Below are 26,282 nucleotides of genomic sequence, written 5' to 3' on the forward strand. Positions count from 1 at the left end.
AAATACTATCTTTGCTCCCGATAACATAAATATTAATTAGTCGATACCATGAAAAAAGCCGTAATTCTATTTTCGCTTTTCTGTTTTCTGTGTGCTATACCGATAGTTCAAGCAGCAGATACCATTTTTGTTCGTGAAACACGTATTCCTATTTTGATAGAAAGGCAGGATAATGTCTTATTCTATCTCCGTTTGGATGCTAAAGAGAGCCAGACCCTGAACGATGTAGTGTTAAACTTGGGTGAAGGAGTGAATCTTTCTGAAATTCAGTCCATAAAGCTTTATTATGGAGGTACTGAAGCATTGCAGGATAGTGGTAAAAAACGTTTTGCTCCTGTTGGATATATTTCCAGTAACACTCCGGGGAAAACACTTGCCGCCAATCCGTCTTATTCAATCAAAAAATCGGAGGTGACTAATCCCGGTAATCAGGTTGTTCTGAAAGGAGATCAGAAACTGTTTCCCGGAATCAATTATTTCTGGATTAGTTTGCAAATGAAGCCGGGCACTTCGCTTACCAGCAAGGTGACTGCGGATATCGCTTCAATTACTTTGGATGGCAAAAAAGCCCTGTTGGATGTAGTTTCAGAAAATGGGATAGAACACCGTATGGGAGTAGGAGTGCGCCATGCCGGAGACGATAATTCTGCCGCATTCCGTATTCCGGGATTGGTGACTACTAATAAAGGTACGTTACTGGGAGTTTATGATGTACGTTATAACAGTAGTGTTGACTTGCAGGAGCATGTTGATGTTGGTTTAAGCCGCAGTACAGATGGTGGAAAAACTTGGGAAAAAATGCGTTTGCCTTTGGCTTTTGGAGAATTCGGTGGTCTGCCTGCCGGTCAGAATGGGGTAGGAGACCCTTCTATCCTTGTTGATACAAAAACAAATAATGTTTGGGTGGTTGCTGCCTGGACCCATGGTATGGGTAATCAGCGGGCATGGTGGAGTTCACATCCGGGTATGGATATGAACCATACAGCACAACTTGTTTTAGCTAAAAGTACAGATGATGGTAAAACATGGTCTGCACCTATTAATATTACAGAGCAGGTGAAAGATCCTTCTTGGTATTTCTTGTTGCAGGGACCGGGTAGGGGTATCACTATGAGTGACGGTACTTTGGTATTCCCAACTCAGTTTATCGATTCGACACGTGTGCCCAATGCCGGTATTATGTACAGTAAAGATGGTGGCAAGAACTGGAAGATGCACAATTATGCACGTACGAACACCACAGAAGCCCAGGTAGCTGAGGTCGAACCCGGAGTGTTGATGTTGAATATGCGTGATAATCGCGGAGGAAGCCGCGCTGTGGCTATTACAAAAGATTTGGGTAAAACATGGACGGAACATGAATCTTCTCGTAAGGCATTGCCGGAATCTGTTTGTATGGCTAGTTTGATCAGTGTGAAAGCAAAAGATAATGTGTTGGGCAAGGATTTATTGATTTTCTCTAATCCTAATACGACAAAAGGACGCTATAATACTACTATTAAAATAAGTTTGGATGGCGGTGTGACTTGGTCACCCGAACATCAGCTGTTGTTGGATGAAGGCAATAACTGGGGTTATTCTTGCCTCTCTATGATTGATAAAGAGACGATTGGTATTCTTTATGAAAGTAGTGTGGCGCACATGACATTCCAGGCTGTGAAGTTGAAAGACATTATTAAATGAGAGATTTCCCCCATAAACTAAATAAATACCGATGAGAAACAAACAAATTTTCTTAATCAGTTTCATTATTTACTTATGCACAATTTCTTCGGTTCGGGCAGGTGAATATCACCTGCTCCCGGAACCGCAAAAGTTTACCCCTTTAGGTTCCAGTTTTGTGCTGGGCAGAACAAAGCTTTCTACTCCGGTGCTTCGGCAAGAGTGGGAAGCTTTTGTTGTTGATAGGGGTGGAGTGATTGATGACAAAGCTCGTGCAAGTATTGAAGTGAAACTGGTACCTTCGTTAGAAGAGGTACCTTTGAACGCAGACGAAGCTTATCGCCTGGTGGTAAATAATGGCAAAGTTACGGTTGAGGCTGTGACGGAGCATGGTGTGTATTGGGCTATGCAGACTTTGGCCCAGCTACAGGATGTACAAAAGAAAAAGGCAACATTCAACGGTTGTTCAATTGTTGACTGGCCTGCTTTCCGAATACGCGGCTTTATGCAGGATGTAGGGCGTACGTATATGTCGATTGAAGAATTGAAACGTGAAATTGCTGTTCTTTCACGATTTAAAATTAATGTTTTTCATTGGCATCTGACTGAAAATCAATCATGGAGATTGCAAAGTAAAATTTTTCCGATGTTGAATGACAGTGTGAACACGACTCGTATGCCGGGTAAATACTATACATTGGAAGAAGCGAAAGATTTAGTCGCTTTTTGTAAAGCGCATAATATACTTTTAATTCCGGAATTTGATATGCCGGGGCATAGTGGGGCTTTTGTCCGTACATTCCGTCATGATATGCAGAGCCCGGAAGGAATGAAAATTCTTAAATTGCTGGTAGATGAAGTTTGCGAGACTTTTGATGTACCTTATCTTCATATTGGTACGGATGAAGTTCGATTTACCAATCCAAAGTTTGTTCCGGAAATGGTCGAATATGTCCGTGCCAAAGGAAAGAAAGTCATTTCGTGGAATCCGGGATGGCATTATAAACCTGGCGAGATTGATATGACGCATTTGTGGAGTTATCGTGGAAAAGCCCAAAAAGGTATTCCCGCAATTGATTCTAAGTTTCATTATCTCAATCATTTTGATACTTTTGGCGATATCATTGCATTGTATAACAGCCGTATTTATAATGTTGAGCAAGGAAGTGACGATATTGCAGGGACAATTCTTGCCATCTGGAATGACCGTTACGTAGCTAACGAACGCAATATTATACTTGAGAATAATTTCTATCCTAATATGCTGGCTATTGCTGAACGTGCATGGAAAGGCGGAGGTACAGAATATTTTGATAAGAATGGTACTATCTTACCTTCTGAAGGCTCTCCGGAGTTTAAAGAATTTGCTGATTTTGAGAATCGTATGCTTTGGCATAAAGAGCATACATTTAAGGGATATCCGTTCGCCTATGTAAAACAGACGAATGTAAAATGGAATATTACTGATGCATTTCCTAATGGTGGAGATTTGAATAAAGTCTTTCCTCCGGAACAGGAATTGAAGGATTCTTATTTATATGAAGGAAAAGAGTATGGGGTACACCCTGCCATTGGTGCGGGTATCTATCTTCGTCATGTATGGGGGAAAATGGTACCTACTTTCTATAAAGATCCGCAAGAGAATCATACGGCTTATGCCTATACATGGGTTTACTCTCCGAAAGATCAGGAAGTAGGGCTGTGGGCTGAATTCCAGAATTATGGTCGTTCGGAAATGGACCTGGCTCCATTGCAAGGTAAATGGGACTATAAAGGCAGCCGTATCTGGATCAATAATGAAGAAATACAGCCACCTGTATGGACAGCTACTCATCGTACAAAGAGTAATGAAATAGCGTTGGGAAATGAAAATTGTGTGGCACGTCCACCTATCGCCGTCCATCTGAATAAAGGCTGGAATAAAGTTTTCCTGAAATTGCCGGTTGGCAAATTCAATATGCCCGAGGTGCGGTTGGTGAAGTGGATGTTTACTACAGTTTTTGTAACTCCTGACGGAGAAAATGCAGTGGACGGACTTATCTATTCGCCCGACAAAACGAAGTGATTGAGAAAAAATAAAAACGAATGAAGAAAATTTTATTAATGATGTTGTTGCTCGCCTCAATGGCGAGCAACGCACAGGAACGCAAATATTCTACGTTCTATTATCAACGTGCAACTCTGTTTGAGGAGTTGCCTGTGACTTCAAAAGATATCATTTTTCTGGGTAATAGCATTACCAACGGGGGAGAATGGAGTGAATTATTGAATAATAAGCATGTCAAGAACCGAGGAATCAGTGGTGATATCTGTATGGGTGTTTATGATCGGCTGGATGCGATTTTGAAAGGAAAACCCGCCAAAATATTCTTGTTGATCGGCATAAATGATGTAAGCCGGGGCACTTCTGCAGATACAATTGTGAACCGTATTGGTATGATTACTCAAAAAATTAAACAAGATTCTCCAAAAACAAAGCTATATTTGCAAAGTGTACTTCCGGTAACCGATCATTATAAGATGTTTGGCGGACATACGTCACGCTGGCAGGAAGTGAAAAAGATCAATGAAGGACTGATGTATCTTGCTGATAAAGAGAATGTGACCTATATCGATCTTTATTCTCATTTTGTTGATGAGAAGACCGGGAAAATGAATATTGAGTATACTAATGATGGTTTACATTTACTGGGAAAAGGCTACTTAAAATGGGTTGATATTGTTAAACCTTATATAAATAAGAAATGAAAAAGATACTATTCTTATCTCTGTTCTTGATGGTATGCACCATTTTATCCGCACAGAAGCGGGTGAAAGTGGCTTGTGTAGGGAATAGTATTACATACGGATATACTCTTCCGAATCCTGCAACGGACTCTTACCCATCACAGTTGCAACAACTCCTAGGGGAGACTTACGAAGTTGGAAATTTCGGGAAATCAGGAGCTACCTTATTGAATAAGGGACATCGTCCTTACATGCAGCAAGAAGAATTTAAAAAGGCAATTGCTTTTGCCGGTGATATTGTTGTTATCCATTTGGGTATTAATGATACGGATCCACGTGATTGGCCGAACTATCGTGACAGTTTCGTGAAAGATTATCTGGCGTTGATTGATTCTTTCAGAGTTGCTAATCCTAAATGTCATATTATTATTGCCCGTTTGACACCGATCGCTGACCGTCATCCTCGTTTTGAGTCAGGTACCCGTGATTGGCATGGAGAAATTCAACAAAGTATTGAGACGATAGCTAAATATGCAGGAGTTCAGTTAATGGATTTCCATGAACCGCTTTATCCTTACCCCTATCTTCTTCCGGATGCTGTACATCCTAACGTAGAGGGAGCCGGTATTCTTGCAAAAACGGTATATTCGGCGATTACAGGAGATTTTGGAGGGTTACATCTATCTGAGTTGTATACTGATAACATGGTACTTCAACACGGAGAGCCGTTGGCTATCCGAGGCAAAGCAAATGCGGGTGAAAAAGTGACTGTTTCAATAGCTAAACAGAAGTTGACTGCAAAGGCTGCTTCCAATGGAGACTGGGCTGTCACCATTCAGCCGTTAAAGGCCGGTGGTCCATATACACTGACTGTCTCTGCCGGAAAACAGAAACAAACATTCAATAATGTTTTGGCTGGAGAAGTGTGGCTTTGTTCCGGACAATCTAACATGGAATTTTATTTGAGTTGGAGTAAAACGGCTAAAAGAGATATTCCGCAGGCTGCTAATGATCAGATTCGTTTGTTCGATATGAAGGCACGCTGGCGTACGGATGCAGTGGAGTGGGATACATCCGTATTGGATTCGTTGAATCATTTGCAGTATTATAAAGATACCGAATGGACGGTTTGTTCACCTGCAACAGCAGGTTCATTTTCTGCTGTGGCCTATTATTTTGGCAAAATGCTGCAGGATAGCCTGAAAGTGCCTGTAGGATTAATTTGTAATGCGATCGGTGGTTCGCCTACTGAAGCATGGGTTGATCGCAGTACATTGGAGTATAAGTTCCCTGCTATATTACGTAACTGGACTCAAAATGACTTTATTCAGGATTGGGTGCGCGGTCGCGCTGCTCTTAATGTGAAAAAGGCTGTTAATAAGCAGCAACGTCATCCTTACGAACCTTGTTATTTATATGAGGCAGGTATTCGTCCTTTGGAGCAATATCCTATTAAAGGCATCATCTGGTATCAGGGTGAATCGAATGCACATAATCGTGAGGCACACGAGAAATTGTTTAAGCTCTTGGTTGAGAGCTGGCGTAAAAACTGGGAAAATGAGAATTTACCTTTTTATTATGTACAGTTGTCAAGTATCAACCGTCCGTCATGGCCTTGGTTCCGTGATAGCCAGCGTAGAATGATGTATGAAATACCTCATACGGGTATGGCGGTATCGAGTGACCTGGGTGATTCACTTGATGTGCATCCCAAACATAAGCAGCCGGTAGGCGAGCGTTTGGCTCATTGGGCTTTGAATCAAACTTATGGAAAGAAGAATGTTACACCTTCGGGACCAATGTTCCGTAATGTAGAGTTTCGTGATGGCGCTGCTTATGTATCATTCGATTGTGCCGAGGGTATGCATGCATCGGACGGAAAGCCGTTACAGACATTCGAAGTGGCAGAAACAGAGGATATTTATTATCCGGCCACAGCCAAAATCGTAGGAAATCAAATTAAAGTATATAGTAAAGAAGTGAAAAATCCTCTTCACGTGCGTTACGGTTGGCAACCTTTTACCCGTGCCAATCTAGTCAACGGTGACGGTTTACCGGCATCTACGTTCCGTACGGACTGGGGAAAATAAACTTGAAAAAGTGAGCAGTTTATGATGAAAAAGTTATTGTATGGACTTGTATGTTGTTGCAGTTTAGCCTATGGGCAAAACCAAGACACTTCGGATGTGTTAATGCTGAATGACGATTGGTCGTTTTCACAGGTAGGAACAGAAAAATGGCTGCCAGCTACTGTTCCGGGCACAGTTCATCAGGATTTGATTCATCATAAACTGCTACCTGATCCGTTCTATGGGACCAATGAAAAAAAGATTCAGTGGGTGGAGGACGAAGATTGGGAATATAAAACTTGTTTTGTCGTTACAGAGGAACAATTAAAGAGGGATGCCGCCCAGCTTTTCTTTGAGGGATTGGATACCTATGCTGACGTTTATCTGAACGGTTCTTTGGTTTTGAAATCAGATAATATGTTTGTGGGTTATGCGGTTCCTGTTAAACAGGTGTTACGTAAAGGTGAGAATTTGCTGCATGTCTATTTTCATTCTCCTATAAAACAAACTCTTCCACAATGGTCATCCAATGGATTTAATTATCCGGCTGATAATGATCATCACGAAAAGCGTCTTAGTGTATTTACTAGAAAAGCACCTTATAGTTATGGATGGGACTGGGGAATCCGCATGGTTACAAGCGGTATCTGGCGTCCTGTGACTCTTCGTTTTTATGATGTTGCCACTATTGCCGATTATCATGTGAAACAGTTGAGCCTGACAGATCAAGTCGCAAAACTTTCTAATGAATTGGAAATTAATAGCATTTCAGAGAAGGAAAAATCTGCTGAGGTTTTGATCTCTTATTCATTGCAAGGAGGGAAAGAAGTAACAGTAAAGAAGAACGTGACGTTAAAACCGGGTTTAAATAAGATTCATATTCCGTTGGATATTCAGAACCCTGTACGTTGGATGCCCAATGGATGGGGAGAACCTCATTTATATGATTTCTCAGCACAAGTGATATGTGACGGTAAAACAATTGCCTCGCGCCAGCATCGCATCGGACTTCGTACGATACGGGTGGTAAACGAAAAAGATAAAGAGGGAGAATCTTTTTATTTTGAAGTGAATGGTATCCCGATGTTTGCCAAAGGAGCCAATTATATCCCTGATGATGCATTGCTTCCCTGTATAACCACTGAGCGTTATAGGACCCTGTTCCGGGACATGAAAGAGGCCAATATGAATATGGTACGTATATGGGGGGGAGGAACTTATGAGGATGATCGTTTCTATGATCTGGCAGATGAAAATGGTATTCTTGTTTGGCAGGATTTTATGTTTGCCTGTACTGCTTATCCCAGCGATCCTACTTTCTTGAAGCGGGTAGAAGAAGAGGCTGAATATAATATCAAACGTCTGCGCAACCATGCTTCATTGGCCATGTGGTGTGGAAATAATGAGATTCTGGAAGGATTGAAATATTGGGGATGGCAGAAAAACTATACTCCGGAAGTGTATGAAAATATGTTCCGGGGGTATGATAAGTTGTTCCGGGGATTGCTTCCTGCCAAAGTACAGGAACTCGATGAAGGCCGTTTTTACAAGCATTCTTCTCCTTATTTTGCAAATTGGGGACGTCCGGAGTCGTGGGGCATAGGTGACAGTCATAATTGGGGAGTGTGGTACGGCAAAAAAACATTCGAATCATTAGACACGGATTTACCGCGATTTATGAGTGAATTTGGTTTCCAGTCGTTCCCGGAAATGAAGACGATTGCTACATTTGCTGCTCCGGAAGACTATCAGATTGAGTCGGAAGTGATGAATGGGCATCAGAAAAGCAGTATTGGTAATGACTTGATACGTACCTATATGGAACGTGATTATATCGTTCCTGAGAAATTTGAAGACTTTGTGTATATCGGACTTGTGCTTCAGGGACACGGCATGCGTCATGGGATGGAAGCACATCGTCGTAACCGCCCTTATTGTATGGGGACATTATATTGGCAGCTTAATGATAGCTGGCCGGTAGTTTCCTGGTCCAGTATAGACTATTATGGCAATTGGAAAGCGTTGCATTATCAGGCAAAGCGTGCTTTTGCGCCGTTACTGGTCAATGCAATACAGGAAGGCGATAGCTTGAATATTTATCTGATATCCGATATGTTGGAAAAGCAGAGTCAGCTTACACTTGAAATGAAAGTCATTGATTTTAATGGCAAGACATTAGACAAAGAAGTCATCAAGGCAGTTGAGGTACCGATGAATACTTCTTCTTGTATCGTGCGTAAACCGTTGGACACTTGGGTGAATCCGGAACAGCGAAAGAGCAGTTTTCTACTACTTAGCCTGAAAGATAAATCAGGTAGGAAAGTGGCTGAAGAAGTTTATTTCTTTGATAAAACCAAGAATTTGGAGCTGCCTCAGACAGCTATTTCCATGAAAGTGAAACAACTCGATGGGAAGTGTGAACTGACCTTGTCATCTCCTAAACTGGCAAAAGATGTCTTTGTCCAGATTCCTGTTCAAGGAGCCCGTTTCACTGATAATTTCTTCGATCTGTTGCCGGGTGAAAACAAAAAAATAACGATAACGTCTCCGGAGATTAAGAAGGGAGAAAGCTTGAATATCACAGTGAAACATGTACGAGATACCTATAACTAACACCTATTAAATAATTTGTATGAGAAATCTTTTTAAAATTGCCGGTTTACTGGCGCTCACGGGATTTATTTCTTCGTGTAACGACAAAGAAACTACAGCTAATTACCAGGTAATTCCTTTACCTCAGGAAATTACGACTGCTCAAAGCCAACCATTTACATTAAATGGTAGTGTAAAAATCATCTATCCGGAAGGAAATGAAAAGATGCAACGCAATGCCCAATTCCTGGCTGATTATCTGAAGAAAGCCACAGGTAAGGATTATGCCGTTGAAGCAGGTACTGAGGGCAAAGGTGCTATTCTGCTTAAGTTGGGTATGGAATCAGAAAACCCCGAAGCTTATCAGTTGAGTGTGAACGCAGATGGTGTAACTATTGCTGCTCCTACTGAAGCTGGTGTATTCTATGGTATCCAGACTTTACGTAAGTCTATTCCGGTAGCTATCGGTACAACTCCTTCATTGCCGGCTGTCGAGATTAGCGACTATCCTCGTTTTAGTTATCGTGGTGCCCATTTTGATGTAGGTCGCCATTTCTTCACAGTAGACGAAGTAAAGACATACATCGATATGATGGCTTTGCATAACATGAACCGTTTACACTGGCACTTAACCGAAGATCAGGGATGGAGACTTGAAATCAAGAAGTATCCTAAACTGACTGAGATCGGTTCAAAAAGATCGGAAACTGTAATCGGACGTAATTCCGGTGAATATGACGGAAAACCTTACAGTGGTTTCTATACTCAGGAAGAAGCCAGAGAAATCGTAGCGTATGCTGCAGATCGTTATATCACTGTTATTCCTGAAATCGACCTTCCGGGACATATGCAGGGAGCATTGGCCGCTTATCCGCATTTGGGATGTACAGGTGGACCGTATGAGGTTTGGAAAATATGGGGAGTATCTGATCAGGTGCTTTGTGCCGGAAACGACAGTGTGCTGACTTTTATTGATGATGTCCTGACGGAAGTAATGGATATCTTCCCTTCTGAATATATCCATGTCGGAGGTGACGAATGTCCGAAGACTGAATGGGCGAAATGTCCGAAGTGCCAGGCTCGTATCAAGGCCTTGGGAATCAAGAGTGACGCTAAACATTCAAAAGAAGAGTATTTGCAGAGTTTTGTTATCAATCATGCAGAAAAATTCCTGAACGAACATGGACGTCAGATTATTGGCTGGGACGAAATCCTGGAAGGTGGACTGGCCCCGAATGCTACAGTGATGTCATGGCGCGGCGAAGGTGGCGGTATCGAAGCTGCCAAGCAGAAACATGATGTTATCATGACCCCGAACACTTATCTTTACTTTGACTACTATCAGACCAAGGATACAGAGAATGAACCTTTGGCTATCGGTGGTTATGTGCCTTTGGAAAGAGTTTATGGTTACGAACCGATGCCTTCTTCATTGACACCGGAAGAACAAAAACATATTATTGGCGTACAGGCTAATCTTTGGACGGAATACATTCCTACTTTCTCTCAGGCTCAGTATATGGTGTTGCCGCGTTGGGCTGCTTTAGCAGAAGTTCAATGGTCTAATCCTGAAAAGAAGAATTATGATAACTTCCTGAGCCGTTTGCCGCAGTTGATTAATATTTATGATGCTGAAGGATATAATTATGCCAAACATGTATTTGATGTGAAATCTGAATTTGTAGCTAATTCGGCCACAGGAGCAGTAGACGTAGTGATGACTACTATTGACGGTGCTCCCATTCATTATACATTAGATGGAACTGAGCCTACGGCAGCTTCTCCTGTGTGTGATAGTATTCTTACAATCAAGGAAAGTTGTACTCTGAAAGCGGTTGCTGTCCGTCCTACCGGAAACAGCAAAATGCTGACTGAACAGATTGTTTTCAGTAAATCTACTTCAAAACCTATTAAGGCCAATCAGCCTGTAAACAAGCAATATGAATTTGGTGGTGTTTCTACATTAGTAGACGGACTGAAAGGAAATGGCAATTATAAAACAGGTCGTTGGATCGCTTTTTATAAAAATGATATGGATGTAACGATTGACTTGCAACAACCTACCGAGATCTCCAGTGTAGCTATCACTACTTGTGTTGAAAAGGGCGACTGGGTATTTGATGCACGTTCTTTCTCAATTGAAGTATCAGATGACGATAAGACTTTTACAAAGGTAGCTTCTGAAGCATATCCTGAAATGAAAGAGACGGATCGTAATGGCCTTTACGAGCACAAATTGACTTTTGATCCGGTAAAAACCCGTTATGTGAAAGTGATTGCAACATCGGAACACTCGATTCCGGCATGGCATGGTGGTAAAGGTAATCCGGGCTTCTTATTTGTAGATGAAATTACGTTGAATTGAAAAAATAGAAATGACAGAAACTAAAACGATTCGTTTTCTTTCTATCATTGGATGTTTACTTGCCGGGATGGCTGCTTCGTGCAGCTCCCGGCAAGTTGCGCCTAATGAAGAAGGGATTAGCGTGCAGAAAATGACCGGATTCCCCGAAGGAGAACCCGGTTTTTCTTTGGGTGTATCGGCATGTTATGCCGGCATCTATCAGGGAGAATTATTGATTGCCGGCGGATGTAATTTTCCGGAAACTCCGGCAGCTGAAGGAGGGAAGAAGAAATTCTACCAAGGTATTTATGCTGCTGACGCTTCTGCAGATTCAGTTTTCGTGTGGCGAAAAGTAGGTCAGCTGCCCGTTGCTGCTGCTTATGGAGTCTCAGTATCGACTCCTCGAGGGATAGTGTGTGTGGGTGGATCGAATGAAAATGGATCCTTATCTACCGTTTACCGCCTTTCTTTGAGTGATGATAAACAAGCTGTGATTGTAGATACGCTGCCATCTTTACCTTGTACGATGGATAACATGAGTGGTTCGGTTGTTGATTATACCCTTTTTGTAGCCGGAGGCAATGTGAATGGCAAGCCTTCGAATGGGCTTTATTGCCTCAATCTGGGCAACCCTGAGACCGGCTGGCAACAACTTCCCGATTTTCCGGGTGCTCCCCGTGTACAGCCTGTATGTGTGGGGCAGCGTAAAGAGAATGAGACACTTTTATATCTGTGGGGAGGTTTTTCCGGGGCATTCGATGGGCGGTCTGCAACTCTTTCTACTGACGGATACTGTTATTCCCCCTCTTTGCAACAATGGCAACCCGTCTCTACTCCGATAGGGAGTGATTCTGTGCCTGTAGCTTTAGGTGGAGGTGCAGGTATAGCTCTGACAGACAGTCTGATACTTTGCACCGGTGGGGTTAATAAAGATATTTTCTTGTCTGCCCTGCAACGCGAGGAGATGATGAAAGCAGCAGTGACCGGCGGTAATCAGGCAGCTGTAGACAGTTTGAAATCTGAAGCAAAAACATATATGTTGCATCCGGCTGAATGGTATCGTTTCAATGACCGTATCCTGATTTACAACACACGTCGGGATAAATGGGAAGAGGCTGTTCGGAGCCAAGATGTCGCTCGTGCCGGTGCTGCATTGACAACAGGACAGGGACAGACCTTCTTTAACATCAATGGTGAGTTGAAGCCGGGGATCCGTACTCCGGAAATAGCTAAGATAATGATTGACTAATTGCAGATAATCTGACATTTTACTTATATTTGTGCATTGAAAACAAAAAACTAAAACCAATCATATCATGATAAAACCTACAATGAGAATTTGTACTTTCTTGCTTGCAGCCGGTTTGATGATAGCAACAGCTGGTATGAAAGCGCAGTCTGTCATTCCCATACCTCTCCAGATGGAACAAGGAAGCGGAACTTTTCAATTTTCCGGTGAAACCCTGTTGTATACCAATCTGAAGGGTAAGGAGAAGAAAATGATGATGGATTATCTGGAGACATTACCCATTCACTTTAAAAGTTCCAAAAAACAAGCCAAAGAGAATGTAGTCTCATTGCTGATAACAAAGGATAACTCTCAGTTACCCTCTCCCGAGAGCTATACCTTAGAAGTTACTCCCCGTAAAATAACAGTGCAGGCTACTTCCGGAGCCGGATTATTCTATGGCGTACAGACCCTTTTGCAAATGGCACAGCCTGCAATGGGAGATACTTGGTCAGTTCAGGCTACGACGATTCAAGATTCACCACGATTTGAATACCGGGGGCTGATGCTCGATGTTTCAAGGCATTTTCGCTCCAAGGAGTTTGTAAAAAAGCAGATAGATGCATTAGCTTATTATAAACTCAATCGTTTACATTTACACCTAACAGATGCTGCGGGGTGGCGTATCGAGATTAAGAAATATCCTTTATTGACAGAATTTGCCGCCTGGCGTCCGGAAGCTAACTGGAAAAAATGGTGGAATGAAGGTGGACGTAAATATTGTCGTTTCGATGCTCCGGGGGCTTCAGGCGGCTATTATACACAGGATGATATTCGTGAATTGGTCAATTATGCACGCGAGCGCCATGTTACCATTATTCCTGAGATCGAAATGCCGGCTCATTCAGAAGAGGTTCTGACCGCTTATCCGGAACTGTCCTGTTCGGGAGAGCCTTACAAGGATGCCGACTTTTGTGTCGGAAACGAGAAAACCTTTACGTTTCTTGAGGATGTGTTGACGGAGGTCATGGAGCTTTTCCCTTCTCAATATATTCATGTTGGAGGCGACGAAGCCGGTAAGGTAGCTTGGAAAACCTGTCCTAAATGCCAAAAGCGCATGCAGGATGAGCATTTGGCTAATGTGGATGAATTACAGAGTTACCTGATCCATCGCGTAGAAGTATTTCTCAATGCTCATGGACGTAAACTGTTAGGATGGGATGAGATTTTGCAAGGAGGACTGGCGCCCAATGCTACTGTGATGTCATGGCGTGGTGAACAAGGAGGTATCGATGCCGTAAAATCCGGTCATCAGGCGATTATGACTCCCGGGTCACATTGTTATATAGATGGTTATCAAGATGCACCTTATTCCCAACCTGAGGCTATTGGCGGATATCTGCCCTTGGAAAAGGTATACTCTTATAATCCGATCCCTGCCTCACTTACACCTGATGAAGCGAAGCTGATTTATGGTGTCCAAGCCAATCTTTGGGCGGAATACATCCAGACTGACGAGCATTGTGAATACATGATTTATCCTCGTATTCTTGCGTTGGCCGAAGTGGCTTGGTCTGCTCCCGAACGAAAATCATGGACTGATTTTCGCCCGCGTGCTCTAAAAGCCGTAGCATATCTACAATCCAAGGGATATCATCCGTTTGATTTGAAAAAGGAGATCGGTAATCGGCCTGAAGCGTCAAAACCGGTTCAGCATCTTGCCTTGGGCAAAACGGTTAAATATAATGCTCCTTACAATGCGTCTTATCCGGCGCAAGGCGATAAAACCCTGACTGACGGAATCCGGGGTAGCTGGACTTACAGTGATGGGGTATGGCAGGGCTTTATTTCCCGTGATCGTTTGGATGTAACTATCGATATGGGTGAGTCGACTGTTTTGCATTCGATTGGCGCAGATTTTATGCAGGTAGTAGGTCCGGAAGTCTTTTTGCCTACCGAAGTGATAATTTCTGTTTCGGAGGATGGCAAGAACTTCACCGAATTGAGTCGTCAGACACATAAAGTAGTGAAGTCGGATGCTGTGGTCTTTAAAAACTACGCATGGAATGGGGAAGCCAAAGGACGATACATCCGCTATCAGGCTCGTGCCGGAGAAGAGTTTGGAGGCTGGGTGTTTACCGACGAAATCGTTGTAGAATAACCTTCCTCACAGAGCGGGTGAAACCAAACGTATATATTAATAAATAATAGTATTGAAAGAATGAAGAAACTACCTTATTTTGTATCATTTGCAGCTGCCTGGCTATTTATAGCAGTGGCTTCTGCGCAAGAGAATCCGGTAGATTATGTAAATCCGTTCGTCGGAACGACGAATTACGGAACAACGAACCCCGGAGCTATTTGTCCGCAGGGAATGATGTCGGTTGTTCCTTTTAATGTGATGGGGGACAAATCCGTTGGTAATAAAATAGATAAAGACAGCCAGTGGTGGTCTACACCTTATGAACATACCAATACCTATTTCACCGGATTCTCACATGTTAATCTGAGTGGAGTAGGATGTCCGGAGCTGGGCTCCTTACTTTTGATGCCCACAACCGGAAAATTGAACGTTGATTATTTACAATACGGAAGTGCCTATAAAGACGAGAAAGCCACTCCGGGTTATTACTCAAATGTTCTGACTAAATATGGGATTAAGAATGAGGTTTCGGCTACTTTGCGTACCGGAATCAGCCGTTTTACTTTTCCCAAAGGAGAAAGTAATATCCTTTTGAATCTGGGCGAAGGATTGACCAATGAAACCGGGGCTACCGTTCGTTTTGTCAGTGACACCGAAATAGAGGGGAGTAAGCTGCTCGGTACATTCTGTTATAATCCGCAGGCCGTATTTCCCATTTATTTTGTGATGCGTATTAACAAAACTCCTCGTGCACGTGGCTATTGGAAGAAGATGCGTCCGATGACGGTGGAAGCGCAGTGGGATAATACTTCCGGTAAAAATAAGCTGTATACTGCTTATACCAAAGAGATGAGTGGTGATGATATCGGTACTTGGTTTACGTTTGATACCGACGAAGGTGAAACGATCGAAGTCAGTATGGGAGTGTCGTTTGTCAGCATAGCCAATGCCCGTCTGAATTTAGAGAAAGAGCAGGCCGGAAAGGGATTTGATCAGATTCGTGCCGAAGCGCGTGCCATGTGGCAGAATGATCTTTCACGGATTCTTGTAGAAGGTGGTACCGAAGAGCAGAAAAGAGTATTCTATACCGCCATGTATCATTTGTTGATTCATCCGAATATTTTGCAGGACGTGAACGGACAATATCCGGCTATGGAAGGTAGCGAGATTCTTACGACAAAAGGCAACCGTTATACTGTATTCTCGCTTTGGGATACCTACCGTAATGTACATCAGTTGATGACACTGCTTTTCCCCGATCGGCAGTTGGATATGGTTCGTACAATGGTAGATATGTACAAGGAGCACGGATGGTTGCCCAAATGGGAGCTTTACGGGCGTGAGACACTTACCATGGAGGGTGATCCGAGTATTCCCGTTATCGTGGATACCTGGATGAAAGGGTTGCGTGACTTTGATGTACAAGCAGCCTATGAAGCTATGTATAAGTCTGCTACGACACCTGGCAAAGATAATTTAATGCGTCCCGACATAGATGATTACATTGCGAAAGGATATGTGCCCCTGACAGAGCAGTATGATAATTCTGTATCGCATGCACTGGAATATTATATAGCCGATTATGCGCTCTCACGTTTTGCCCAGGCGCTGGGAAAGAAAGAAGATGCGAAGTTATTCTACGACCGTTCGCTGGGATATAAACATTACTACTGCAAGGAGTTCGGTACATTACGTCCCATTTTACCCGACGGAACATTCTACTCTCCATTCGATCCGATGGAAGGAGCCAATTTTGCTCCGAGTCCCGGTTTTCATGAGGGGAACTCCTGGAATTATACATTTTATGTTCCCCATGATATTGCAGGCTTGACCCGATTGATGGGAGGTAAGAAGAAGTTTGTGGATAAACTGCAGAAAGTATTTGATGAAGGCTTGTATGATCCTGCCAACGAACCGGATATTGCCTATCCTTATTTATTCAGTTACTTCAAAGGAGAAGAATGGCGTACCCAGAAACAGGTGAAGCGTTTGCTTGCCGAATATTTCACTGACCGGCCTGACGGTATTCCCGGTAATGATGATACCGGTACGATGTCAGCATGGGCTATTTTCAGTATGATCGGTTTGTATCCTGATTGTCCGGGAATGCCTGATTATACGCTGACTACACCTACGTTTGACAAAGTAACCATTCAGTTGGATCCGAAATATTATAAAGAAAAAGAGCTGGTCATTACTGCTGTCCGTCCGGGAGATAATGCCGATCTGATTAAGGAGGTAAAATTGAATGGAAAGAAACATGCAGGTTATCGTATCAGTCATGAGGAGTTGGTACATGCCGGGAAGATAGAATTTATATTAAAATAAAAACAAATCAATCATGAACAAGAAAATCAAAATTGCATTTGCTTCGATGCTCGCTGTGCCGCTGTTGGCGTGTGCGCAAGTCCGTACGGAACAAACCTTTGAGAAGGGATGGAAGTTCACTCGTGAGGATAGTAAAGACTTTAGTAACTCTACGTATGATGATGCGAAGTGGCAATCTGTGACCGTTCCGCATGATTGGGCTATTTACGGACCATTCAGTATTAATAATGATAAACAGAACGTAGCCATTTCTCAGGATGGACAGAAAGAGGCGATGGAGCATGCCGGACGTACCGGGGGACTTCCTTTTGTCGGTGTGGGATGGTATAGGCTCAATTTTGATGCTCCTTCATTCAGTAAGGGCAAAAAGGCTACTCTGGTTTTCGATGGAGCCATGAGCCACGCACATGTCTATATCAACGGACAAGAGGCCGGTTATTGGCCTTACGGTTACAATAGTTTTTATGTGGATGCCACTCCTTATTTGAAACCGGGTGAAAAGAACACATTGGCGGTTCGGCTTGAAAACGAGAACGAATCTTCACGTTGGTATCCGGGTGCCGGATTATATCGCAATGTACATCTGGTAGTGAACGAAGATGCCCATATTCCTACTTGGGGTACTCAGCTGACTACTCCTGTAGTGAAAGATGAATTTGCAAAGGTAAACCTGAAAACCAAACTCGATGTACCAGCCGGAAAAGCATTCGAAGGATATCGTATTGTTACCGAACTGAAGGATAAGGATGGTAAAGTGGTGGCAGCCAACGAAAAGAAGGGAGGTCCGTTCGATGACAATGTTTTCGAACAAGATTTCGTAGTGACTTCTCCGGCTTTGTGGACTCCGGATACTCCGCATCTTTATAGTGCCGTTTCTAAAGTATATGAGGGGAATACTCTGAAGGATGAATATACTACTTCATTCGGTATTCGTTCCATTGAGATTATTCCGAATAAAGGTTTCTTCCTGAATGGAAAGAAAACCATGTTCAAAGGTGTGTGCAATCACCATGATCTCGGACCGTTGGGAGGTATTGCCAATGATGCCGGTATTCGCCGTCAGATTCGTATCCTGAAAGACATGGGCTGCAATGCCATCCGTACTTCACATAATATGCCTGCTCCCGAATTGATTAAAGCTTGTGATGAAATGGGCATGATGATAATGGCCGAGTCATTTGACGAGTGGAAAGCAGCCAAAGTACAGAATGGTTATCACAAAGTGTTTGATGAATGGGTAGAGAAAGATCTGGTGAATCTGATTCATCAGTATCGCAATAATCCGAGCGTGGTTATGTGGTGTATCGGTAATGAGGTGCCCGACCAGTGGAACGGTGACCGTGGACCGAAACTGTCACGCTTCTTGCAGGATATCTGCCATCGTGAAGATCCTACACGTCCTGTTACTCAGGGTATGGATGCTCCCGATGCAGTAGTCAATAATAATATGGCGGCTGTGATGGACGTAGCCGGTTTTAATTACCGTCCTCACAAATATCAGGAAAACTACAAAAAACTTCCGCAACAGATCATCCTGGGTAGCGAGACAGCTTCTACCGTTAGTTCACGTGGCGTTTATAAATTCCCTGTTGTCCGTCGTGCGATGCAGAAGTATGACGATCATCAGTCTTCATCATATGATGTAGAGCATTGCGGTTGGTCCAATCTTCCTGAAGACGATTTTATCCAGCATGAGGATTTGCCTTATTGCATTGGTGAGTTCGTATGGACCGGATTCGATTATTTAGGCGAACCGACTCCGTACTATACCGATTGGCCCAGCCACTCTTCGTTGTTTGGAATTATAGACCTTGCCGGACTTCCGAAAGACCGTTATTATCTCTATCGCAGTCATTGGAATAAAGATAAGGAAACGCTGCATATCTTGCCTCACTGGAATTGGGAAGGACGTGAGGGTGAAGTTACCCCGGTATTTGTATATACCAATTATCCTTCGGCTGAACTGTTTATTAACGGCAAAAGTCAGGGTAAGCGTACAAAGGATCTCTCCGTTACGGTAAACAATAGCGGTGACTCTACTTCTGTGGCCAACTTCAAACGTCAGCAACGTTATCGCCTGATGTGGATGGATACGAAATACGAGCCGGGTACTGTAAAAGTGGTTGCTTACGATAAAGATGGCAAAGCCGTTGCTGAAAAGGAAATTCATACAGCCGGAAAGCCCGATCACATTGAGTTGGTGGCAGACCGTAGCGTGATTGACGCCAATGGTAAAGATCTCTCATTTGTGACAGTGAAGGTAGTCGATAAAGAGGGTAATCTTTGTCCGCTGGCAGACAATGAGATCAGTTTCAAGGTGAAGGGAGCAGGTACTTATCGTGCAGGAGCCAATGGTAATCCGGCTTCTCTTGAGTCATTCCAGACCCCGAAAATGAAAGTATTCAGCGGTATGATGACAGCGATTGTGCAGTCTACTGAAAAAGCAGGAAAGATCACACTTGAAGCAACAGGAAAAGGTCTGAAAAAAGGTACATTGCTGATCGAAAGCAAATAATCTGTTCAGATAGAGTAAGAAAGGAGGGCATCCGGGCAACCAGATGCTCTCTTTTTTTGTTATATTTTATATGCGAACCCTTCAAATGTTAATAGTATGAAACAACACCGGATCATCTGTATACCGACATTGACTTTTGCCCTGCTTCTGATGTTTACTCCCTCTATCTTGCAGGCGCAGGATAAGCCTGTTTTTCCCATTGATTCACTTATTACAGTAGGATATGCTACCGGAAATAAGAAAAATATTTCCGGTTCAGTAGAAAAAATTACGGAGTTGGGCATGAATAAAGATCAGATAACCAATCCGCTGGAGGCGATTCGCGGACGTGTTCCCGGACTTACCATACAAAAAGGAACCAACGGACCGGCAGCTTTGGATGCCGTACGTTTGCGGGGAACTACTTCATTGACCAGTGGTAACGACCCTTTGATCATTGTCGATGGTGTATTTGGTGACCTCAGTATGCTCACTTCTATTTATCCTACCGATATAGAGAGTTTCACCATTCTCAAAGATGCTTCCGAGACAGCTCAATATGGCTCCCGCGGTGCTTCCGGTGTTATTGAAATCACGACAAAGAAAGGAATCCGGGGTAAAACCAGGGTTAGCTACAATGGGAGTTTTGGTATCTCTTCTGTCTACAAAAATCTGGAAATGCTCTCCGGAAATGAATTTCGTAATCTGGCCCGGCAGCAAGGTGTTGCCATACTCGACAAAGGAAATGAAACGGATTTTCTGAAAGAGATAGAACAGACTGGTTTGCAGCAGAATCATCATGTTGCATTTTATGGCGGGACGGATGCTTCCAGTTATCGTGTTTCGTTGGGCTTTATGGATCGTCAAGGTATCATTCTGAATGAAGATATGAAAAACTTCACTTCGAATATGAATATGACCCAACATGTGTTTGACGATTTTTTAGTCTGTGAACTGGGTATGTTTGGCTCTATTCAAAAGAATCATAATTTGTTTGACCTTCAAAAAACGTTCTATTCGGCTGCTACTTTTAATCCTACTTATCCCAATCACCGAAATCCGGAGACTGATTCCTGGGATCAGATTACCAATGCCAGCCAGATCACTAATCCACTGGCTTGGATGGAAGTGAAAGATCATGATGCTACATCACATATCAGTACCCATGCCCGGCTGACTTTTAATTTATTTCGTGAACTGAAACTGATTCTTTTCGGTTCTTATACCTATAATATTGTAGAAAACTCCCAATATCTGCCTACGGCTGTGTGGGCTCATGGACAAGCATACAAAGGGACCAGAAAAATGGAGTCACTGCTTGGCAATCTGATGCTGACTTACAAAAAGAAATGGAACAAGCATTATTTTGATGTACTGGCACTGGCCGAACTGCAAAAAGAAACTTATAGCGGCTTTTATACTACTGTGACCAATTTCAATACCGATCAGTTTGGTTACAATAATCTTCAGGCAGGTGCCATACGACTTTGGGAAGGAACAAATTCTTATTTTGAACAGCCTCGACTGGCATCTTTTCTCGGACGTTTCAACTATACGTTTGCCGACCGGTATATCTTCACGGTGAATGCACGTACCGATGCTTCTTCTAAATTTGGTGCCAATCATAAATGGGGATTTTTCCCATCCGTATCGGGTGCCTGGGTTGTCAGTGAGGAAAAGTTCATGAAGCGTATTCCGTTGGTCGATAATTTGAAACTTCGCATTGGCTACGGTTTAGCCGGCAATCAGAGTGGCATTGACTCCTATACGACACTTAATTTGGTGAAACCCAATGGAGTGGTACCTGTCGGTAGTTCACAAGTGGTGACTTTGGGTAATATGCGTAATACCAATCCCGATTTGAAGTGGGAAGTAAAACGCACTTTCAATGCGGGAGTAGATCTTGGTATGTTTGGCAACCGGCTTCTTTTCTCTCTTAATTATTATAATTCTAAAACCTCTGATATGCTCTATCTGTACAACGTCAGTGTACCGCCTTTCACCTATAACACTCTTTTGGCCAATATTGGTTCCATGCGTAATAGTGGTACGGAGATAGCTGTCGGCCTCACCCCCTTGAAGACTCAGGATATGGAACTGAATGTTAATGTCAATGTTACTTTTCAGCAAAACAAGTTACTCTCTTTAAGTGGGATGTACGGTGGAGAAAATATCTCGGCGCCTGAATACAAAAGTTTGGCAAGTCTCGACGGAGCCGGATTTCATGGTGGATACAACCATATTGTCTATCAAATGGTAGGTCAACCTTTAGGTGTTTTCTATCTGCCCCATTGCAAGGGACTTATTGCCGATGGAAATGGCGGATATACCTATGACATTGCCGACCTGAATGGGGGAGGGGTAAGTCTTGAAGATGGTGAGGATCGTTATGTAGCAGGACAGGCTGTCCCTAAAACTTTACTCGGTTCCAATATCAGTTTCCGCTATAAGCGTTTCGATCTGTCGGTACAGGTGAACGGCGCATTCGGTCATAAAATCTATAACGGCACTTCACTGACCTATATGAATATGAATATTTTTCCCGATTACAATGTGATGAAGAAAGCTCCCGGACGTAATATCAAAGATCAGACTGCTACAGACTACTGGCTGGAAAAGGGAGACTACATCAATTTTGATTACGTTACTGTCGGATGGAATGTTCCGGTAGCGAAGTGGAAAAAGTATGTGCAATCTTTCCGTCTCGCGTTCACTGTCAACAATCTGGCTACTATCACAGGCTACTCCGGTCTGTCACCCATGATCAACAGTTCTACAGTCAATTCTACCTTGGGTGTGGATGATAAACGGGCTTATCCTTTGGCGCGTACCTATACTCTCGGTTTAAGTATTAATTTTTAATGGGAGGATGAGTTATGAAAAGTCGTTATATATGTATGTTCGCCTGTCTTTGGGGACTCGGTTTTCTGTTTTCATGTGATGGTTTTCTGAATGAGAATCCTAAAGATAAGATTCCTGAGGAAGATGCTTATAAGAATCTAACAGATTTATATTATAATGCAGTGGCCTCCTTGTACAATAACATCGGAGGTTACAGTGATAGCCAGGGTTTGCAGGGGACCGGCAGAGGAATTTACGATCTGAATACTTTTACCACTGATGAGGCTATTATGCCTACACGTGGCGGTGACTGGTACGATGGCGGGTTCTGGCAAGGACTTTTCCTGCATCGGTGGGGAGTGGATAATGATGCCATTCAAGCCACGTGGGAATATTTATATAAGGTGGTCAGTCTTTGCAATCAGTCACTCGAACGGATCGATACGTACCAGCAGACCCATAACGATGAAGAACTGCCTGTCTATCGGGCGGAGGTCCGCGCTTTCCGTGCTTTGTATTATTATCATTTAATGGATTTGTTTGCCCGTGTCCCTTTGGTTCTTTCATCATCCACTCCTTTGAAAGGAGTGAAGCAGAACAGTCGCAAAGAAGTTTTCGATTTTGTAGTGAAAGAGCTGCAGGAGTCTGAACCCTTGCTGGAAACGGCATATAGCAATCGTTCCGGCAATTATTACGGACGCATTACACGTCCCGTAGCCTGTTTTTTACTTGCTAAACTTGCCTTGAATGCTGAAATATATACGGATAATAATTGGACCGACGGTCAATTTCCCGATGGAAAAGATATTTATTTTGAAGTAGGTGGCGAGCGGCTCAATGCCTGGCAGACGGTAGAGGCTTATTGTGATGCCATCACTGCAATGGGATATCGGCTGGAAGATAATTATGAAGCGAACTTTGCTGTTTACAATGAATCTTCTGTTGAGAATATCTTCACCATCCCGATGAGCAAGACTCTGTATACCAATCAGATGCAATATCTTTTTCGCTCCCGTCACTACAATCATGCCAAGGCCTATGGGTTGGGAGGAGAGAATGGTTCAAGTGCCACTGTGGAAGTCCTTCGTACGTTTGGATACGATACAGAGGCAGTCGATCCTCGTTTTGACAAATGTTATTTTGCCGGTATTGTATATGACCTCAAAGGAAAAGTCGTCACACTCGATGACGGTACCCAGCTGGAATATTTCCCCTGGAAGGTGGATGTCGATATATCTAATACTCCTTATGAAAAGACTGCCGGAGCGCGGATGAAAAAGTATGCGATTGATGAAACTGCCACCAAAGACGGTAAACTGATGGAAAATGATATTGTACTCTATCGTTATGCCGATGTATTACTCATGAAAAGCGAAGCCAAGGTGCGTAATGGAGAAAATGGAGATGAAGAATTGAACCTTGTCCGCTCTCGTGTGAATGCTCCTTTCCGGACGGCTACATTAGCTAATCTATTGGCCGAACGTCAGTTGGAGTTTGCATGGGAAGGGTGGCGCAGGCAAGATTTGATCCGGTTTCGTCAATATACTCGCACTTATACGGGCAGACCTCAACTTTCGGGTGAGAAGAATGGTTATACTACGGTATTTCCCATTCCGGAAAAGGTTCGGTTAATGAACCCCAATCTGACACAGAATCCGGGGTATTGAGCTAACAAGGACGGGAAGTTGGAAGCGGCTGTCTCTAAATCGTAAGATAATCCATCATTATAGCAGAAAAGTCTATTTATCAGGTAAATCGTTCTTTTGTTCAGATATAAAATTGCCCGGGCAACATCAGGAGATGTAAGTCCGGGCAACATTTTATAGGGTACTCTCTGTATAAATCAGAGTAATTGGCAACGGAGCCGATTAGTCAAAGAGGCTTCTGAACTTCTTGAATATCTTTTCTTTGATTGAAGTACTCGGTTTAAAGTTCTTTGATTCCTCCAGTTTCTCCAGAGTGCTTTTTTCCTCTTTGCTCAACGTTTCGGGCACATATACACTAACGTTGACCAATAAATCTCCTGTACCGTAGCCGTTTACGCTTGGCAGACCTTTGCCACGCAGGCGGAGCACTTTACCCGGTTGTGTACCTGCTTCTATTTTCACTTTTACTTTGCCGTCAATGGTCGGTATTTCTACCGCACCTCCGATAGCTGCTGTGGGGAAGCTTAGCAATAGGTTGTACACCAGGTCATTTTCATCACGGATCAGTTCCGGATGTGGTTCTTCTTCTACCAGAATCAGCAGATCACCCGGTATACCGTTGTGCTTTCCGGCATTTCCTTTACCCCCCATAGAGAGTTGCATACCTTCTGCTACTCCGGCAGGAATCTTTACGGTTACTACTTCTTCGCCATATTCGATGCCTTCTCCTCCACAAACCTTACACTTGTCTTTAATGATCTTACCTTCACCATTACAAGTCGGACATGTGGTACGCGTCTGCATAGTTCCCAAGATCGTCTGTTGGTTGCGGATGACCGATCCGCTTCCTTTGCAGGTCGGGCAAGTCTCAGAACCGCTGTTTCCTTCCGCCCCGGTTCCATGGCAATGCGAACAAGGCACATATTTTTTCAGCTTAAATTTCTTTTCAACTCCTGTAGAGATTTCTTTCAAATTCAGCTTTACTTTCACTCTGAGGTCCGAGCCACGGAATTTTCTCTGTTGAGAACCTCCGCCTCCAAATCCGCCAAAGCCTCCGAAACCACCACCGAATCCGCCGCCGCTATGGCCGCCAAAAATATCACCGAACATAGAGAAAATGTCGTCCATAGACATTCCGCCGCTAAATCCGCCGAACGGTCCACCGTTTCCGGCTGCTCCGCTCATTCCTGCATGACCAAACTGGTCGTAGCGGGCACGTTTATCCGGGTTGCTCAGTACGTCGTAGGCTTCGGCTGCTTCTTTAAACTTTTCTTCCGCTTCCTTGTCACCCGGATTTTTGTCCGGATGATATTGGATGGCTTTTTTCCGGTATGCTTTCTTTATTTCTTCGACTGTTGACTCTTTCGTGACTTCCAGCACTTCGTAATAATCTCTTTTTTCTGCCATATTTTAGTTTCGTTGATTTTAGTTATGTTAGCAAGTTCGTTCATGTTCCGGTTATTCTCCCACAACTACTTTTGCATGGCGGATTACTTTACCGTTCAGTGTATATCCGGTCTGTACACAATCCAATATTTTACCTTTCTGTTCTTCTGTCGGGGCAGGAATCACAGCAATGGCTTCGTGGTAGTCTGTATCCAACGGCTGGTCTTTGGTTTCAATCACCTTCACTCCATCCTGTGACAGGATAGACAGGAATTTATTGTATATAAGCTCAACACCCTCTTTCACGGCATTTACGTCTGTGGCTGTTTCCATAGTTGTCAGTGCACGTTCCATATCGTCGATTACCGGCAGAATGCTTTTGATACTTTTCTCACCACCATTCAGAATTAATTCGGCTTTTTCTTTGACGGTACGTTTGCGGTAGTTGTCAAATTCAGCCGAGAGCCGGAGGTATTTGTCTTTTTGATCTTCGATTTGAGCCTGAGCTTCTTTTAGCTCTTTTTCCAACTTTTCCTCTGCGGTCAGCGGTTCGGTTGCTTCAGTTGCTTCTTCGTTTTGCGACTGTCCTTCAACGGTATCCTGAATATCGTCTACTTTCAACTCTTCTTCTTGCTTGGTTTTCTTTTCTTTCGGATCCATATCTATTCTGTTTTTATTCTTGTTAAACGGATTTAGTTTCATGTCAATACGGCATTTTGATGTACTGGCTTTGCAGCAAAAACTTTGCCAGTTTGTCTGTTTTGCCAAAAAACGCAGCAAAGGTAATACTTTTATGTCAGATTGACACATTCCTGATAGTTC

At 43.3% G+C, this 26,282-nt stretch carries 14 protein-coding genes; 12 read left to right on the forward strand and 2 right to left on the reverse strand.

From position 1 onward, the window contains the following. Window positions 1–48: 48 nt before the first annotated feature. The 12 genes from BF9343_RS08395 to BF9343_RS08450 all read left to right on the forward strand — a co-directional run bounded on the left by BF9343_RS08395 (window position 49) and on the right by BF9343_RS08450 (window position 24,095). The gene (locus tag BF9343_RS08395) at window positions 49–1,683 is read left to right on the forward strand and encodes a sialidase family protein (protein ID WP_010992682.1); all 1,635 of its coding nucleotides are present in this window, start codon (window positions 49–51) and stop codon (window positions 1,681–1,683) included. 31 nt (window positions 1,684–1,714) lie between these two features. Further along, window positions 1,715–3,727, forward strand: coding sequence for a family 20 glycosylhydrolase (locus BF9343_RS08400; protein ID WP_010992683.1), 2,013 nt, complete (start codon window positions 1,715–1,717; stop codon window positions 3,725–3,727). A gap of 20 nt (window positions 3,728–3,747) precedes the next feature. Next, complete coding sequence (locus tag BF9343_RS08405) at window positions 3,748–4,410, forward strand: SGNH/GDSL hydrolase family protein (protein WP_005794991.1); 663 nt, start codon at window positions 3,748–3,750, stop codon at window positions 4,408–4,410. After that, window positions 4,407–6,479: a GDSL-type esterase/lipase family protein gene (locus tag BF9343_RS08410; RefSeq protein ID WP_010992684.1), complete on the forward strand. Its 2,073-nt coding sequence runs from the start codon at window positions 4,407–4,409 to the stop codon at window positions 6,477–6,479. The genes BF9343_RS08405 and BF9343_RS08410 overlap by 4 nt, the downstream gene beginning before the upstream one ends. Window positions 6,480–6,500: 21 nt before the next feature. Continuing rightward, on the forward strand, window positions 6,501–9,071 hold the full coding sequence (locus BF9343_RS08415; RefSeq protein WP_010992685.1) for a beta-mannosidase: 2,571 nt from the start codon (window positions 6,501–6,503) through the stop codon (window positions 9,069–9,071). Window positions 9,072–9,090: 19 nt separating this feature from the next. After that, on the forward strand, window positions 9,091–11,415 hold the full coding sequence (locus BF9343_RS08420) for a glycoside hydrolase family 20 protein (protein ID WP_010992686.1): 2,325 nt from the start codon (window positions 9,091–9,093) through the stop codon (window positions 11,413–11,415). Between the two features lie 10 nt (window positions 11,416–11,425). Next, a complete protein-coding gene (locus BF9343_RS08425; protein ID WP_010992687.1) occupies window positions 11,426–12,643 on the forward strand; it encodes a cyclically-permuted mutarotase family protein in 1,218 nt (405 codons plus the stop codon). A 67-nt stretch (window positions 12,644–12,710) separates the two neighbouring features. Continuing rightward, a complete protein-coding gene (locus BF9343_RS08430; protein WP_010992688.1) occupies window positions 12,711–14,783 on the forward strand; it encodes a glycoside hydrolase family 20 protein in 2,073 nt (690 codons plus the stop codon). A gap of 60 nt (window positions 14,784–14,843) precedes the next feature. Next, a complete protein-coding gene (locus BF9343_RS08435) occupies window positions 14,844–17,093 on the forward strand; it encodes a GH92 family glycosyl hydrolase (protein ID WP_005800561.1) in 2,250 nt (749 codons plus the stop codon). Window positions 17,094–17,106: 13 nt separating this feature from the next. After that, window positions 17,107–19,608, forward strand: coding sequence for a beta-galactosidase GalB (gene galB, locus BF9343_RS08440; RefSeq protein WP_005800559.1), 2,502 nt, complete (start codon window positions 17,107–17,109; stop codon window positions 19,606–19,608). 96 nt (window positions 19,609–19,704) lie between these two features. Beyond that, window positions 19,705–22,449 (forward strand): SusC/RagA family TonB-linked outer membrane protein, encoded by a 2,745-nt coding sequence (locus BF9343_RS08445; protein ID WP_009292023.1) that lies wholly within the window; start codon window positions 19,705–19,707, stop codon window positions 22,447–22,449. A 14-nt stretch (window positions 22,450–22,463) separates the two neighbouring features. Continuing rightward, window positions 22,464–24,095: a RagB/SusD family nutrient uptake outer membrane protein gene (locus tag BF9343_RS08450; protein WP_010992689.1), complete on the forward strand. Its 1,632-nt coding sequence runs from the start codon at window positions 22,464–22,466 to the stop codon at window positions 24,093–24,095. Between the two features lie 201 nt (window positions 24,096–24,296). On the opposite strand, the gene dnaJ is transcribed toward BF9343_RS08450, so the two are convergent. Together dnaJ and BF9343_RS08460 are read right to left on the reverse strand one after the other, a co-directional pair. Further along, complete coding sequence (gene dnaJ / locus BF9343_RS08455) at window positions 24,297–25,481, reverse strand: molecular chaperone DnaJ (RefSeq protein ID WP_005786685.1); 1,185 nt, start codon at window positions 25,479–25,481, stop codon at window positions 24,297–24,299. 51 nt (window positions 25,482–25,532) lie between these two features. After that, the gene (locus BF9343_RS08460) at window positions 25,533–26,120 is read right to left on the reverse strand and encodes a nucleotide exchange factor GrpE (RefSeq protein ID WP_005800555.1); all 588 of its coding nucleotides are present in this window, start codon (window positions 26,118–26,120) and stop codon (window positions 25,533–25,535) included. Between the last annotated feature and the right edge of the window lie 162 nt (window positions 26,121–26,282).

The sequence above is a fragment of the Bacteroides fragilis NCTC 9343 genome, assembly GCF_000025985.1.
In the GTDB taxonomy this organism is placed as follows: Bacteria; Bacteroidota; Bacteroidia; order Bacteroidales; family Bacteroidaceae; genus Bacteroides; species Bacteroides fragilis.

Excerpts from the sequence above, each read along its gene's own strand:
- BF9343_RS08400 (WP_010992683.1), top strand. The coding sequence starts at position 1,715 with ATGAGAAACAAACAAATTTTCTTAATCAGTTTCATTATTTACTTATGC.
- BF9343_RS08430 (WP_010992688.1), top strand. The coding sequence starts at position 12,711 with ATGATAAAACCTACAATGAGAATTTGTACTTTCTTGCTTGCAGCCGGT.
- BF9343_RS08405 (WP_005794991.1), top strand. The coding sequence starts at position 3,748 with ATGAAGAAAATTTTATTAATGATGTTGTTGCTCGCCTCAATGGCGAGC.
- BF9343_RS08395 (WP_010992682.1), top strand. The coding sequence starts at position 49 with ATGAAAAAAGCCGTAATTCTATTTTCGCTTTTCTGTTTTCTGTGTGCT.
- BF9343_RS08450 (WP_010992689.1), top strand. The coding sequence starts at position 22,464 with ATGAAAAGTCGTTATATATGTATGTTCGCCTGTCTTTGGGGACTCGGT.
- BF9343_RS08415 (WP_010992685.1), top strand. The coding sequence starts at position 6,501 with ATGATGAAAAAGTTATTGTATGGACTTGTATGTTGTTGCAGTTTAGCC.
- BF9343_RS08435 (WP_005800561.1), top strand. The coding sequence starts at position 14,844 with ATGAAGAAACTACCTTATTTTGTATCATTTGCAGCTGCCTGGCTATTT.
- BF9343_RS08425 (WP_010992687.1), top strand. The coding sequence starts at position 11,426 with ATGACAGAAACTAAAACGATTCGTTTTCTTTCTATCATTGGATGTTTA.
- dnaJ (WP_005786685.1), bottom strand. The coding sequence starts at position 25,481 with ATGGCAGAAAAAAGAGATTATTACGAAGTGCTGGAAGTCACGAAAGAG.
- BF9343_RS08460 (WP_005800555.1), bottom strand. The coding sequence starts at position 26,120 with ATGGATCCGAAAGAAAAGAAAACCAAGCAAGAAGAAGAGTTGAAAGTA.
- galB (WP_005800559.1), top strand. The coding sequence starts at position 17,107 with ATGAACAAGAAAATCAAAATTGCATTTGCTTCGATGCTCGCTGTGCCG.
- BF9343_RS08445 (WP_009292023.1), top strand. The coding sequence starts at position 19,705 with ATGAAACAACACCGGATCATCTGTATACCGACATTGACTTTTGCCCTG.
- BF9343_RS08410 (WP_010992684.1), top strand. The coding sequence starts at position 4,407 with ATGAAAAAGATACTATTCTTATCTCTGTTCTTGATGGTATGCACCATT.
- BF9343_RS08420 (WP_010992686.1), top strand. The coding sequence starts at position 9,091 with ATGAGAAATCTTTTTAAAATTGCCGGTTTACTGGCGCTCACGGGATTT.